Source organism: Bacillus sp. SSR7 (assembly GCF_055902415.1).
This window is the reverse complement of sequence record NZ_JBVVXV010000003.1, coordinates 48,112-62,075: the sequence shown is the minus strand read 5'-3', so window position 1 is coordinate 62,075 and position 13,964 is coordinate 48,112. Positions and strand designations below refer to the sequence as shown.

Here is a 13,964-nt window from a genome sequence, read left to right as displayed (position 1 = left end):
ACATGAAAAATATAGGGGTGGTGTTATGATACTTTTAACGATAGGAGCAATTTTGTTAACGTTGTTTATTTTCTTTATTATCGGCTTCATTACGTTTATGATGTTTGTTGATAAGGCGACACCTCAAATTTATTACTCACCTTGTGAATCAGTGGCAGTGAAATCTAAAGGTAAAAATAGAAGGAAGAAAAGTTGAAAGTTGGCTTTTCTTCCTTTTGTTTTACATCCCCGAAAGAACTAACAACAATAACCCAAATAGAAAACTAATAAAGGAAAGAAAACCGATACATATCGAAAACACACGATTATTTCTCCATTCGCGCCAAAAAATGATAAATCCTAAAATACAAAGGAAAAACCAAATGGGCAAGAATATGAGCTCACTAATTTTCTCGGGGAGTAACGCATAAAAAGTTGATAAATATAAAATCCAATTTGTAAAAAATAAAATGCAAACGATAATAGATTGTAAGTAGGGACGTTTGGAAAACTTCCCTTTTTTGACGGTTACAAAAATAATAGTTAGCGCTGAGAAAAAGGCAATGAATATGAAAATAAGTAAGAGTACTGTAAGTGTCACTTAGATCTCCTTTATAAGATTGTTTTTGCAAGAAATGAATCTATTATATTGTATGCTTGTTTTGTAGAGTGCTCGTTATATTTTTCAGTGTACGGATTTAGAAAACCATGTTCACCGGATAGTTGTTGCATTTCTAATAAAGGATTATTTTGTTGCTGTAATGTTTGCATTAAAGAGGATACTGAAAAACTAGCTTCTTTTTCAGGGAAAATAAGTAAGGTAGCACATGTTGGTTTCATATGAATATAGTCACGTATACGGGAACCGTAACAGCCGATAATAAAGTCTATTTTCGGATTGTTACTACATAGCCATGAGATCGTAGCACCAACACTAAAGCCGATAAGTCCAATATGTGTGTAACGACTAGAAAGATGCGTAATCAATTCTTCAATTTGTTTTTGGCCATTATTAAATCCAATATGATTCATAAAAAAACGATATGCTTTTTCTTCATCACTATAATGAAATGCTTGTTGCGGTTGTATAAGATTAGGACAGAATACATCTATATGAGATGAAGTGAAGTGTTGGGTAACGTGATGCATATGGTCGTTCACACCATATATTTCATGAACAACAACGAGAGCTAATTTTTTCTTCATCGTTACAATATACCTTTATGAAACTTAAATTCTTTCTCAACAAGGCATATGCGCAGGTGGAAGTTTTCATACCATTGCTCACGCCCTCTTTTTTTCGCTTCTTTATGTAAGGCGTTTTGTTTCCAATTTTCAATTGCTTCAAGTGATTCCCAATAAGAAATGGTGATTCCGAGTCCTGAATGATCACGTGCACTTTCTACACCTAAAAATCCAGGTTGCTGTTTTGCAAGTTCCTCCATTTTGTCGGAAACTGTACTATAATCTGCTGTATCATTTGATAAATTGGAAGTGAATATAACTGCATAATAATGCTTGTTCTTTTCTAAATCAGTTTTCATTATTTTTCCCCCTTAATGTATAGTGTGAATAATTAATCCATAGTTTGTATTTTAGCAGGTCACAAAAAGAAAAAAAGTAGAAAATTCTTATTTTTTAGCTCCTGTAAAATAGAAGATAGAAGAAATTTATAATAAGTAATCTAAAAAAAGAGAAATGCCACTTCAAAAAAATGAAGTGGCATTTCTTATATTTCCTCTAAGCTATTAACTGGAACTGTTAATTCGCGTCCTGGGTTTTTTACTTCATATATGCGGGCGGTTTCATTGCTTTCGTCGACGTGTTGAATCATAACAGGCATGCCTTGAAAACTAACATTAGCTTGCTCCGCTGACACAGAAAGCTCTTTTGCACGTTGAATATTCATTTATATTCCTCCCATCATTATTATCTTTGCTAAAAAGGAGGAATAATATACCATTTCGAGACATTCTTAAAGTTTTTGTATTATTTGTAATGTTTCTTTAATAAATGAGGAGAAGATGGAATCAGGATAGCTATCTATCGCTTGAACTGCATCTTTCGCTTCTTTTAAGGCAGATTTTTTATCTTGAAGTTCTATATGGCAAAGGGCACGATAAGACCCAGCAGTTAATACCCACGATTGATCAAGTGGATGACTCATATAATCTGGTATGGTAGCGTGTTTTAATGTTTCTAAAGCTTCCTTATAACGTTTTAAACCATACAAAGATTTTCCTTTTTCAAGATAATACAATCCGTCGTCTTGAAAAATGGGCTGATCTTTTAGTTTTTCTCGAAACTGTTCTAGATGTTTTAATGCGATTGTATATTCATTAGTAATCGTGTTGTAGTAGTAAGCTTTTAAAATATCAATAATCGCAATGGATAGAGTATCTTCTGTAAAAATGGCAAATTGCTCAGATTTTTTTATGTAATATAAATATTTTTCTTTATCAGCTGTAATGACTTTTTGGTAAGATAAAATCCGGTAAAATTCGTCTGTTTTATAATACACTTGATGTTTTTTTGAAAATGCAAGTGCGTCTAAAATGACTTTTTCACATTTTTCATAATTGCCGTATGCAAGTAAAATAATTGCTTCTTTTAAGTATAGTTGTATATGTGTAATAAGATCCATTTCTAAATTCTTCGTTTTATATTCATCACGAATTGTGCTGATCATCTGTAAACATTCTTTATATTTTTTACGTTTGAACAGCATATAGTAAAACAGTAGTTTCGTTTCAGTGCTTTCTCGATATAATGTGTATTTTTCAAATATAGAAACAGCGGTTTCAACGTAATATTCAATATGATAATCGTTCATAATAGCTGCTCCTGTTATGAACTGTTTATATAAACGTGCTGTATTTAAAGTAAGAGGTAATTCTTTTTGAACGATAGGTAGTAAAGTCTCATATACTTCATCGCATTTATTTGCTTTTATTAATGGCTCCATTTTTTGAATGATTGCTACAATTTCTACATCATCTTCTTCTAATAAAAAACTTGTTTCACATTCAAGTTTTTCTGCAATATATTGTAATGTTTTCATGGAAGGTGTAGCTTTACCATTTTCAATTTGACTAAGCATACTTTTTGTCATTTCCGAACCTGCTAGCTCAGTTTGTGTAAGTTTTTTTTCTTTTCGCAATGCTTTAATTTTTTCGCCGAGAGTTGCCATATCATTGCTCCTTTATATTTAAAAAGTTAAATTGTATTTAACTTTTTGTTGTGGAAATTGGAAAGCTGATTATATAATAAGTTTAACACAATTTAACTTTTAAGGGGAGAGTGTCAAAATGGAAGATGTAAGTATAGGTCAAACTGATTCAAGAATGAAGATTGCAACGAGAAATATCATTTTAATGATGATTGGAAAAATGACGTCTTTATTAGGCGCAGGTATTTATACGTTCGCAATGGGGTTATACGTACTAAAGACAACAGGTTCAGGAATGGGGTTTGCTACTACGCTCGTTTGCGGGTCGTTTCCAAGGATGATTTGTGGTCCGATTGCAGGTGCTGTAGCAGACCGTGTGAATCGAAGATGGCTTGTCATTGGTACGGATTTATTAAGTAGTTTAACAATGCTTATTATGTTTATCCTTGCTACAATATTTGGACCATCACTTCTTTTTATTTATGTTTCAGCAGCATTATTATCAATTTGTGCAAGTTTTTATTCTGTTGCATTAACTTCGTCTATTCCTAGTTTAGTAGATGAGGGGCGTATTCAAAAAGCGAGTGCTTTAAATCAAACGGCGGCTTCTTTATCCAATATTTTAGGGCCAATTATTGGCGGAGTCGTATTTGGTTTCTTTTCCATTCAGTTGTTCTTTTTGTTAAATAGTATTACGTTCTTTTTAGCAGTTATTTTGCAATTATTTATGGTATTTGATTTATATAAAAAAGAAGTGGCTGAGAGTAAAGAGCATTTCTTGACGAGTATAAAAGAAGGTTTTTCATATGTAAAACGACAACATGAAATATATGGTTTAATGAAAATAGCATTGTGGGTAAACTTTTTTGCTTGTGGGCTAACCGTTGCACTGCCATACATTATCGTCCATACATTGCATTTATCTTCAAAGCAACTCGGTACTGTAGAGGGAATGTTAGCAGTCGGGATGCTAATGGGTGCGATTGCTTTATCAGTGCGTAAAGAAGTGAATAATCCGTTTCGTTCTATTTACACTGGACTGTTTTTATTTGCGGGGTTAAGTTTATGTACAGTCTTTCCGTTGTTAGTTATTATTCCAAAAGTAGCGAGTTTTATTTACTATATTGCATTTATGATGTTAACGGGTATAGCAATTATGATTGTAAACATTCCGATGCAAGTACATATGCAAAAAACGACAGATCCGAGCTACTTAGGGCGTGTGTTTGGCCTACTTGAAACAATTGCGACTGCAATCGCACCGCTCGGTATGATTGTATATGGATTATTATTAGATATGTTACCAACTAGCATTGTTATGATGACAATAGGCGGAGGTTTATTGTTAGTTGTATTAGTTGGAGTAAGGCAACATATGGCGAAAAAGCAAGTGGATGTGTCTGCTTAAAAATAATAAAATAATAAAAATTTGACTTATCATTATAAAAATGACCAAATTAGTATTTTAGTTTTTGAAACTCTTTTTCATGTATGTTAAAGTAAAGTGAGCAGGCAAAGAAAAGGAGAAAACATCATGAAAAAATTAAGTTTTGTTATGCTTTTTCTGTTAGTTGTAATGGCTGGATGTAGTAATTATGACACATATATTGAAACAGGTATGCAATCATTGAAAGATGAAAAATATAGTGATGCAACAATGTGGTTTGAAAAAGCAGAAAAAGAGAAATCAGGAAATGAAGCGAAATCATATAAAGAAATGGCTGAGAAAATGGATCATGGAGCAACAGCATTAAAAGACGGTAAGTATTTAGAAGCGAAAGACATTGCAAATGAAGTGTTACAAATGAAAAAAGACGCTGCACTTGAAACAGCTGTAACATCAAATGCAGAGAATATGCTTCAAAAAGCAAAAGATGTAGAAGAGAAAGTAAATGAAAGAGTAGCTAAGCGTAGAAAAGTAGAAGAAGAAGGAATTGATAAACTTATTAAAGCTGTTGATAGTATAGATGACGTGAAAGAAAAAGAGAAAAAAGTTTCAGAAGCATTAGATAAGGCTGAAGAAGCACAAGCAAAAATTGAAGCGAAGAAAAATAAATAGAGTTATAGTGTAAAAGGCTGTCGTGTATAACGACAGCCTTTTAATTTTTTGCTGCATAAGAATTGATGCTCTGTAGTAAAAAAGAAATAATTTTAGAATTCCATCTGTCCTCATGATGAATCGTATAAATGTTACGTTGAAATTCAAATCCAGGGATGGGTATGTAGTGTAGTTCATTTCGTTGTACTTCCTGCTCAATAGCAAGTTTAGAAATAAAGGCAACCCCATTACCGTATTTTAAAATTTGTTTTATTGTTTCTAATGAATCTAATTCAATTTCTGATTGGAATGTAATGTTATGAGCTAACATCCATTTTGTAAGTAAATCCCTCGTTGTAGATGGATTACGATGCAGTAATATCCGTTCCTTTTCGATATCTTGTAATGATACATTTTCTTTTTTTGAAAAATGATGTTCTTTGGAGAAAGCAAGAACAAGTGTATCAGGCATTATATTTGTCTGTTTTAAAAGTGATTCATCAAATGGTGCTGCGGAAATTACACCGAGATCAATTTCATGATTTTGTAGCATTGTTCGAATTTCAGGAGCTGTTTTTACCATCAGTGTTATTTTTATATTTGGAAATTCACATTGAAATTGATGAACAATTTCTGGTAAAAGATATGTCGCTGGTACATAACTAGCGCCAATTGTTATAGCACCTTTATGAAAATCTTTAAATTCTTGCGTGACCCGCCTAGCTTCCTTCATCAGTGCATCTATTTTACAAGCATAATGATGTAATGCCTCACCAGCCTCTGTTAAGAAATATCTTCCAGAACGTAATTCAAATAAAGGAACACCGAGTTCCTCTTCTAAGCTTTTTATATGGAATGTAATAGTAGGTTGTTTAACTCCAAGCTGTTCTGCAACAATCGTGAGCTTTTTGTATTTCTTAATAAGCACTACAATTTCTAATTTTAAGAGATTCATGGCAAGTTGCCCCTTTTTCTTCTAACTATAGAAAAAATCTATAGAAATAAATAGTTTATTAGAAGTTTTTTAATTTAATCTTTACAGTACATTAACATTCAGTATAAATCTTCCATATAGAATGAAAGCAGGTTAAGAGTGAGGGGAGAGAGGTGAAACGATGGATATTAAAATTAGTGGATTAGAAAAATCATTTGGAAAAGTACAAGCGTTAAAGTCGTTACAAATTGTTATGAAACAAGGTGAATTCACCACACTTTTAGGACCTTCTGGATGCGGGAAAACGACATTACTTAGAATGATTGCAGGACTGGAAGAGCCAGATAAAGGTGAAATATATTTTGGAGATACGTGCATGTATTCTTCTTCTAAAAAAATAAAAACATCTCCTCATGAACGTAATATCGGTATGGTATTTCAAGATTTTGCTTTATGGCCACACATGACTGTATTTGAAAATGTTGCATTTGGTTTAAGAGCTACAAAGCAAACGAATCAATTACGGGAAAAAGTAGAAGAGGCAATAAAGCGAGTTCGCTTGCAAGGGATGGAGAAAAGATATCCGCATGAACTCTCTGGCGGACAGCAACAACGTGTCGCATTTGCTAGAGCCATTGTAACGAAACCGCATTTTATTTTGTTTGATGAACCGCTTAGTGCACTCGATGCAATTTTGCGAGAAGAAATGCGATTAGAGCTTATGGATATCGTTCATTCTATTGGTTTAACGGCATTGTATGTAACCCACGATCAAACAGAAGCGATGTCAATGTCAGACCAAATCATTGTCATGAAACAAGGAGAAGTATTGCAAAAAGGAACACCAGAAGATATTTATGTGAAGCCATCTCATGAATTTGTTGCAAAATTTGTTGGTAAGGCAAATTGGCTTGTAGAGGGGAAACAAATGGTTCGCCCAGAGCATGTGAGCTGGACGAATAATGACCTGTGCGAAATGTATACAGGTAAAATTCAGCACGTTACATATGTAGGGGAACGTTATGAAGTGAAAGTAGACATGGAGACACGCGGTGTATGGACAGCTTATCACAATAGTAAGCTAAGCATCGGGAAACCAGTTTCGTTATATGTACCGAAAAAATGTATTCATCATATAGGGGGAGAATCGTATGAAGAAATTCAGTTCGCTTAAGTCTTTATTTGTATGTACTTTATTATTTTCTGCAGTAGTAACAGGGTGTAGCTCAAAGACAGGTAATGCAGATGCAAAAAGTAAAACTACGAATGAAAAGAAAATTGTTGTATATAGTGCAGGACCAAAAGGATTAGCAGAAAAAATTCAAAAGGACTTTGAAAAGAAAACGGGTATAAAAGTGGAAATGTTTCAAGGAACAACAGGTAAGATTCTAGCGCGAATGGAAGCCGAAAAGAAAAATCCAGTCGTTGACGTAGTCGTACTTGCATCTTTACCAGCGATGGAAGGATTAAAAAAGGATGGACAAACGTTAGCTTATAAAGAAGCGAAACAAGCTGATAAGCTTCGTTCTGAATGGTCGGATGATAAAGGACATTATTTTGGATATAGTGCTTCAGCGTTAGGGATTGTGTATAACACAAAAAATGTGAAGACAGCACCTGAAGATTGGAGTGATATAACGAAAGGAGAATGGAAAGGGAGAGTGAATCTTCCAGATCCAGCACTTTCAGGTTCAGCTTTAGACTTTGTAACAGGATACGTGAAAAAGAATGGAAAAGATGGATGGAATTTATTTGAACAGCTTAAGAAAAATGAAGTTACAGTAGCAGGGGCAAACCAAGAAGCATTAGATCCAGTTGTAACAGGAGCAAAAGATATGGTTATTGCGGGTGTTGATTATATGACGTACAGTGCAAAAGCAAAGGGTGAACCAGTTGATATTGTTTATCCAAAAAGCGGAACAGTGATTAGCCCACGTGCAGCAGGCATTATGAAGGATAGTAAAAATGTTGAAGGTGCAAAAGAGTTTATTGATTATTTATTATCTGATGATGTACAAAAACAAATTTCTAAAGCATATTTATTGCCTGGTAGAACAGATATAAAAGCTGAAAATAGACCAAATGTGGAGGAGATTCCAGTATTAAATATTGATTGGAAAACAGTTGAGAAAGAACAAGATGAAATAGGAAAACAATTTAAGAAAGTATTTCAATAAGATGGTGATTACATGGTAAATCGATTCGGATCAGTAAGGCAAGTTGGGATGACGGTAGCGTTGTTACTTGTGGCGATGTTAATCGTCATTCCACTTTTTCTCATTTTACTTTCTAGTGTATATGAAAATAGTAGTTGGAATTTTTTTAAGCCGTTTGAAGTGATGCAGAGTGGTGGATTAGCTGGGATTTTTCTAAATTCGATGCTTCTAGGTCTACTCGTAGTAATAGGAGCAACCATCTTTGCATTTCCACTGGCTTTTATTATGAGCAAAACAGATGTTGGAAAGCATAGCAAGTTAGATATTGTTTTTATGATTCCATTTATGACTCCGCCGTATATTGGATCGATGGGCTGGATTTTGTTCATGCAACCAAACGGCTATTTTGAACAGTTTTTTCCGATGCTAAAGACGATTTCATCTTCGTTTTTTAGCTTAGGAGGTATGGTTTTAATTATGAGTCTGCATTTATTCCCATTTCTATACTTTATGTTGAAAAACACGTTACTTCAAATTGGGAGTAGTAAAGAAGAAGCGGCAGCAGTTCATGGTGGAAGCTTTTTCTATCGTTTAAGAAAAATAATATTGCCGTTATTAGTATCAAGTTATGTAATGGGTGCTTTACTCATTTTCGTAAAGACGATTGCTGAATTTGGAACACCGGCTACATTTGGACGAAGAATAAGATTTCATGTGTTAACATCAGAGATTCATAAATTTATTTCGAGTTGGCCAATTGATTTTAGTAGTGCAACAGCATTATCTTCTTTATTACTTAGTGCATGTATGCTCATTTGGTATATGCAAAATGTATTAAATCGAAAGTATTCATATGCCATGGTTAGTGGAAAAGGTGTGAAATCTAAAAGATATACTTTGTCTATATTTACGCGTGTTGTAGCATGGTTTTATGTAATTGGTTTATTAATCGTATCAATTGGAATCCCGTATTTTTCAATATTGATTGCTTCTTTATCAAAATTAAGAGGGGGCGGCTTACATGTAAATAACTTTACAACGAGCCATTATGAAGCATTATTTACAATCGGATCTCCAGGATTAGAAGCTTTATGGAACAGTTTTCTCTTTTCGCTTATAACAGCGATTATAGCTGTTATGATTGGCGTCTTTTTAGCACTTATGATCCGAAAGGGGAAAAGGTCCTCTGAAAAATGGCTGGATATGTGCGGTATGTTACCGAATATGGTACCAGGAATCGTGATGGTTGTAGGGCTTATTTTATTTTGGAATTCTCCCTATATGCCCCTGTCCATTTACAATACACCAGTCATGGTTATCGTAACGTACGTCGTTCTTTTTTTACCTTATACAGTGCAGTATGTAAAAGCATCGCTCGGGCAAATTGATGATTCTCTTGTGCAGGCAGGAAGTATTTTTTCTGGGAATTATATGTATATTTTTAGAAAAATAATATTACCTCTTATTATCCCAGGTATTCTTGCCGGATGGGCGATGACATTTACAATCTCGATACGAGAGTTAGTAGCATCGCTTCTCGTACTACCTCCATCAGTAGAAACGTCAGCAACATTTATTTTTGCTCAATTTGAACAAGGAGAAGTATCTATTGGAATGGCGATGGCTGTCGTATCAGTTGGACTTACAACACTATGTTTATTACTTCTGCAGCATATGGAGCAAAAAAGAAAAGGGGTAGCATGATGAGAATAGAAGTGTGGGGAGGAGCGGGAGAATACGGTCGTTCTTGCTACTTCGTAAAAAATAAAGAAACGAAAATAGTATTTGATTGTGGTATTAATCGATCATATGAGGATAGTTATCCAAAAATAGAGAAGGAAGTTGTACCGTTTTTAGATGCAGTATTTTTATCACATATTCATGAAGATCATACGATGGGTTTACCTTTATTAGCGAAGTATGGATATAAGAAAAAAATATGGACAACTCGTTATACGAAGGAGCAACTTCCCGCTTATTATAAAAAATGGAGAAACTACAATGTGACGCAAGGATGGAATGTACCTTATAACGACCAAAATGTGAAAGATTTAAATTATGTATATGTTGATGAGATTAGTAATCCGAATGAATGGATACAGATTACTCCTACATTGCGGTTTCAATGGGGGTATAGTGGGCATGTATTAGGAGCTGTTTGGTTTTTAGTGGATATGAGCCATACATATATATTTTATTCTGGCGATTATTCAGCAGAGTCTAACATACTACGAGCGAATTTACCTGAGAAATTACGTGGCGATATAAAAGTTGCAATTGTAGATGCCGCTTATCATACTGATGATGTTTCGCAACATGAACGAGTAAACGAACTATGTGCAGAAATTGAACGTGCTGCAGGAAATAAAGGGATAGCATTATTACCTTTGCCACCCCTTGGTAGGGCGCAAGATATCGTATTGTATTTATATAAAAAATATAAAGAACTTCCCATTATAGTAGATCAAGAAATTTTGGATGGATTCCAACAGATGTTCGTATATAAAGATTGGATCAAAAATCATGAAGAACTTGAAGAGCTAATAGAGAGTTTAAAAAGAAACATAATAGTTATGGATGATGACAGTGGTATGCAACATAGTTATGGAATAGTTGTAATGAGTGATGCAAATATGCAAACGAAACGAGCGCAGTTATATTATGAACAACTTCGGAATGAAGAACGAAATTCTATTATCTTTACTGGACATATTGCGAAAGGGAGCTTTGCAGAAAAAGTTTTGAAGGAACGTGTAGGTAAAGAATGTAGGGTGAAGCGAGTTCCATATAAAGTTCACCAAAGTATAAGAGATGTGAAAGAGATGTTAAATACATTATTACCAGAACATACGGTGTTAGTACACGCATTGAAAGAGGATACGGATCGATTACAGAAAAAGCTTAGTACGGAAGGGTATGAAAATGTATATTCACTTACTATGGAACGTATAGAAGTCATTTGAAATGTAAAGGGGATAGGTATATGAAAAAAGTATTTGTATGCGTAAGTATTTTCTTTTGTTGTTTCCTTTATAACGTTAAGGAAGGATTTGCTGCAAGTCCAATGACACCTAGTTTTGAAGTGAAGTTATTATTAAAGCCAGAACAAGTACTAGGTCCTAACAAAGAGATGAAGCAAGATGTACTAGAGCATTTTCAGACTGGTATAAATTATGAAAGAATACAAGTTCAGTTTTTAGATACGGCAAATAAAGATTTAAGTAATGGAGGCTGGTTTGCCAGAATTCGAAAGAAAGAATTTAGTAAAGATTTTGAGCTAACATATAAAAAAAGATACCCGATTCAAAACGGTGTAATTCAAGATGCACTAGTAGTAGCTAAAAAAGAAGGATTCGATAGTAATACGGATAGTTATGAGGCGGAAATAGACTGGGGATTTGAAAAGAAAACGTTAAGTATTTCAAATAAGAAAAGTTACAGTGCGAAAGGATATGGAGTACTTGATTTACCAAACGAAAAAGCTGCTCAAAACATGTTAATAGAAAAGTTGCCAGGGAAAATGAACAAATGGTTGTATACGAATTGGGGAGAAGAGATGTTAAGGGATTCCCGTATTTACGGTCCTGTATTAATGAAAAGGTATACAGGGGAGTTTGAAAATAGTAAAACGAATATTGAAGTTTGGCCACTAAGTAATACAGGGAAAATAGAAGATGATTTCGTAATAGAAGTGTCTTTTAAAACAAATGAGGAAAGTATTGCAAAAGAACAAAGAGAAGTATTAATGAAGAGTTTAGAACAAAAAGGATGGCTGTTACCGAAAGATAGTTTGAAAACAGAGCTTATTTTTCAGTGAATAGTAAAAAGGAATCCATATGCCATGGATTCCTTTTTATATATGAGTATTACGCTAAATCAGCTGACACGAGCATATCATTATTTTGAAGGTTTTTAGAACGTAAACTATAAGCAACAACCTTCTTTTTATATTGCTTTACAACATCAACATGCTCTTCATGACTATAAATATAAAATGTAAAATCTTTTTTGCCACGTTTTGCATGAATAATTAAAGGAGTACCCTCATTATGTGGCGGTGCATAATAGCGATCTAAAAATAAACCTTCGTTAAAATCATGAATAATTTTAGATTTCTGGTCACCTTCTACGTTATTTCCGTGAATTGTAATAGTCACATTCTCTTCTTCAAGTTGTGGATGTGTTTCATACTTGCTAATAATGGATTCAATAACAGTGTTAGGAAGGCTCGAAACAATAATTTTAAATGCCCCAAATACAACTAACATAACAATAAACCAAGTCGTCATACTATATCATCCCCTTTTTCCTATTAAATAATATAACTCATATGGTAATAGTACATAAGGTGAAGTTTTGTATAATTTGTGAAAATTTTACCTGTTTTTGAACGTTTTTTAACAAATGGAGATGTGTAAAGAATGAGAGGGAATATTTGGTATGATAAAAATGTAAAGGAGTTATATATTTTATAAGGGGGTTATACAATGGGGAAATTAGATGGTAAGGTCGCTTTTGTTACAGGAGCTGCGATGGGGAACGGAGCTGGAATTGCTCATGTATTTGCAGAGCTAGGGGCGAAAGTATTACTTGTTGATATTTCAGAGACAGTTCATGAGACTGCCAAAAATATTGTAAGTAAAGGGTTAGATGCTGCGGGTTATGTAGTCGATGTAGCTGATATGAATGCTGTTAAAGAAGTAGTGAAAGATGCATATGAGAAGTACGGAAAGATTGATGTGTTAGTAAATAACGCTGGTGTTATTCGACTTGCAAATTTTTTAGATATGTCAGATGAAATGCGTGATTTTCAATTTCAAGTAAATATTAATGGGGTATGGAATTTTTCTAAAGCGGTATTGCCATATATGATTGAGAAAAGTTACGGAAAGATTGTGAATATGTCTTCTGTAACAGGAACGTTGGTTGCTGATGAAGGTGAAACTGCATATGCAACGACGAAGGCAGCAATTTGGGGATTTACGAAAGCGTTAGCACGTGAAGTGGCAAAACATCATATTACTGTAAATGCAATTTGCCCAGGTTACATTATGACACCAATGGCAGAGCAAATAGCAAATGAATCCGATCCAAATGAGCCGAGTAATGTAATCGATGGAATTGCTTCAGGTGTTCCTTTAGGACGTTTAGGGAAAATTGAAGAAGTAGGTCAGTTAGCAGGTTTTTTAGCATCCGATGAATCAAGCTACATAACAGGTACACACATTGTCATTGATGGTGGTAGCACATTGCCAGAAACGGTTTCAGTCGGTGTAAAGTAAAAGGATTATGAATGAGAGTTTTAGTTCTTTGAATTATAACGCTAGAAGAAATCTGAAAGAGATTTCTTCTAGCATTATCATGTTATGTACTATTATTAGAAAAATCAATTTTGTTACAAAAAGTTGAAATTGAAGTATTTTAAAAGAAAAAGGTTTATAATAAAAATATAACTAATAACCACATTACTAATTATAAGGAAGTGTAACTATGAGTACTGTAACAATCGTGTATGGTATTATTCTTTCCACAATTATCGTTTTATTTTTCGTTGGGGTTTCACGTTATATTCATAAATGGAAAGAAGGCGTTGCGAAATTAAATCACATTGAAGAAGAACTTAGTGATTTAATGTTACATCATGGTAAGTAAACATTTATTTTTTAACTAAACAATGTGAAGGATATC

General features: G+C 33.9%; 17 protein-coding genes. 10 read left to right on the top strand and 7 right to left on the bottom strand.

Annotated elements, in window-relative coordinates:
* The first annotated feature begins 25 nt into the window (after positions 1 to 25).
* Positions 26 to 196: a DUF3951 domain-containing protein gene (locus tag AC0NJG_RS07525; protein WP_143880997.1), complete on the top strand. Its 171-nt coding sequence runs from the start codon at positions 26 to 28 to the stop codon at positions 194 to 196.
* A 24-nt stretch (positions 197 to 220) separates the two neighbouring features.
* Here the strand turns inward: AC0NJG_RS07525 and AC0NJG_RS07520 are convergent, their stop codons facing one another.
* The 5 genes from AC0NJG_RS07520 to AC0NJG_RS07500 all read right to left on the bottom strand — a co-directional run bounded on the left by AC0NJG_RS07520 (position 221) and on the right by AC0NJG_RS07500 (position 3,169).
* Positions 221 to 580 carry a hypothetical protein gene (locus AC0NJG_RS07520; protein ID WP_143880998.1) on the bottom strand — a complete coding sequence of 120 codons (360 nt, stop codon included), beginning with the start codon at positions 578 to 580 and terminating at the stop codon, positions 221 to 223.
* Positions 581 to 591: 11 nt separating this feature from the next.
* Positions 592 to 1,185, bottom strand: coding sequence for a dienelactone hydrolase family protein (locus AC0NJG_RS07515; RefSeq protein ID WP_087953054.1), 594 nt, complete (start codon positions 1,183 to 1,185; stop codon positions 592 to 594).
* Positions 1,186 to 1,187: 2 nt separating this feature from the next.
* Positions 1,188 to 1,523, bottom strand: a complete 336-nt coding sequence (locus tag AC0NJG_RS07510) for an antibiotic biosynthesis monooxygenase family protein (RefSeq protein WP_087953053.1) — start codon at positions 1,521 to 1,523, stop codon at positions 1,188 to 1,190.
* Between the two features lie 185 nt (positions 1,524 to 1,708).
* Positions 1,709 to 1,888, bottom strand: a complete 180-nt coding sequence (locus AC0NJG_RS07505; RefSeq protein WP_001025740.1) for an H-type small acid-soluble spore protein — start codon at positions 1,886 to 1,888, stop codon at positions 1,709 to 1,711.
* A 66-nt stretch (positions 1,889 to 1,954) separates the two neighbouring features.
* The gene (locus AC0NJG_RS07500) at positions 1,955 to 3,169 is read right to left on the bottom strand and encodes a helix-turn-helix domain-containing protein (protein WP_087994362.1); all 1,215 of its coding nucleotides are present in this window, start codon (positions 3,167 to 3,169) and stop codon (positions 1,955 to 1,957) included.
* Between the two features lie 118 nt (positions 3,170 to 3,287).
* Between AC0NJG_RS07500 and AC0NJG_RS07495 the strand changes: the two genes are divergently transcribed.
* Complete coding sequence (locus tag AC0NJG_RS07495; protein WP_087994361.1) at positions 3,288 to 4,556, top strand: MFS transporter; 1,269 nt, start codon at positions 3,288 to 3,290, stop codon at positions 4,554 to 4,556.
* Positions 4,557 to 4,682: 126 nt separating this feature from the next.
* Complete coding sequence (locus AC0NJG_RS07490; RefSeq protein ID WP_087953050.1) at positions 4,683 to 5,207, top strand: DUF4398 domain-containing protein; 525 nt, start codon at positions 4,683 to 4,685, stop codon at positions 5,205 to 5,207.
* Positions 5,208 to 5,247: 40 nt separating this feature from the next.
* Here AC0NJG_RS07490 and AC0NJG_RS07485 read toward each other — a convergent pair whose 3' ends face one another.
* The gene (locus AC0NJG_RS07485) at positions 5,248 to 6,141 is read right to left on the bottom strand and encodes a LysR family transcriptional regulator (RefSeq protein ID WP_087953049.1); all 894 of its coding nucleotides are present in this window, start codon (positions 6,139 to 6,141) and stop codon (positions 5,248 to 5,250) included.
* Between the two features lie 160 nt (positions 6,142 to 6,301).
* On the opposite strand from AC0NJG_RS07485, the gene AC0NJG_RS07480 reads away from it, so the two are divergent.
* From AC0NJG_RS07480 to AC0NJG_RS07460, 5 genes are read left to right on the top strand one after another with little or no spacing between them, the layout of a single operon-like run.
* Entirely contained in the window at positions 6,302 to 7,294 is a 993-nt protein-coding gene (locus AC0NJG_RS07480) for an ABC transporter ATP-binding protein (RefSeq protein ID WP_087994360.1), read from the top strand.
* The gene (locus AC0NJG_RS07475) at positions 7,272 to 8,297 is read left to right on the top strand and encodes an ABC transporter substrate-binding protein (protein WP_474062957.1); all 1,026 of its coding nucleotides are present in this window, start codon (positions 7,272 to 7,274) and stop codon (positions 8,295 to 8,297) included. Before AC0NJG_RS07480 ends, AC0NJG_RS07475 begins: the two co-directional genes overlap by 23 nt.
* 12 nt (positions 8,298 to 8,309) lie before the next feature.
* Positions 8,310 to 9,980 carry an ABC transporter permease gene (locus tag AC0NJG_RS07470; RefSeq protein ID WP_474062956.1) on the top strand — a complete coding sequence of 557 codons (1,671 nt, stop codon included), beginning with the start codon at positions 8,310 to 8,312 and terminating at the stop codon, positions 9,978 to 9,980.
* The gene (locus tag AC0NJG_RS07465) at positions 9,977 to 11,239 is read left to right on the top strand and encodes an MBL fold metallo-hydrolase (RefSeq protein ID WP_142940690.1); all 1,263 of its coding nucleotides are present in this window, start codon (positions 9,977 to 9,979) and stop codon (positions 11,237 to 11,239) included. The genes AC0NJG_RS07470 and AC0NJG_RS07465 overlap by 4 nt, the downstream gene beginning before the upstream one ends.
* A 20-nt stretch (positions 11,240 to 11,259) precedes the next feature.
* Positions 11,260 to 12,093 carry a hypothetical protein gene (locus AC0NJG_RS07460; RefSeq protein WP_474062955.1) on the top strand — a complete coding sequence of 278 codons (834 nt, stop codon included), beginning with the start codon at positions 11,260 to 11,262 and terminating at the stop codon, positions 12,091 to 12,093.
* Positions 12,094 to 12,142: 49 nt separating this feature from the next.
* Here the strand turns inward: AC0NJG_RS07460 and AC0NJG_RS07455 are convergent, their stop codons facing one another.
* The gene (locus tag AC0NJG_RS07455; RefSeq protein ID WP_474062954.1) at positions 12,143 to 12,565 is read right to left on the bottom strand and encodes a YfmQ family protein; all 423 of its coding nucleotides are present in this window, start codon (positions 12,563 to 12,565) and stop codon (positions 12,143 to 12,145) included.
* A gap of 198 nt (positions 12,566 to 12,763) precedes the next feature.
* Between AC0NJG_RS07455 and ucpA the strand changes: the two genes are divergently transcribed.
* Both ucpA and AC0NJG_RS07445 read left to right on the top strand, forming a co-directional pair.
* Positions 12,764 to 13,558 carry an SDR family oxidoreductase UcpA gene (gene ucpA / locus AC0NJG_RS07450; RefSeq protein WP_474062953.1) on the top strand — a complete coding sequence of 265 codons (795 nt, stop codon included), beginning with the start codon at positions 12,764 to 12,766 and terminating at the stop codon, positions 13,556 to 13,558.
* A gap of 208 nt (positions 13,559 to 13,766) precedes the next feature.
* On the top strand, positions 13,767 to 13,928 hold the full coding sequence (locus AC0NJG_RS07445; protein WP_000109006.1) for a hypothetical protein: 162 nt from the start codon (positions 13,767 to 13,769) through the stop codon (positions 13,926 to 13,928).
* Positions 13,929 to 13,964: the final 36 nt, after the last annotated feature.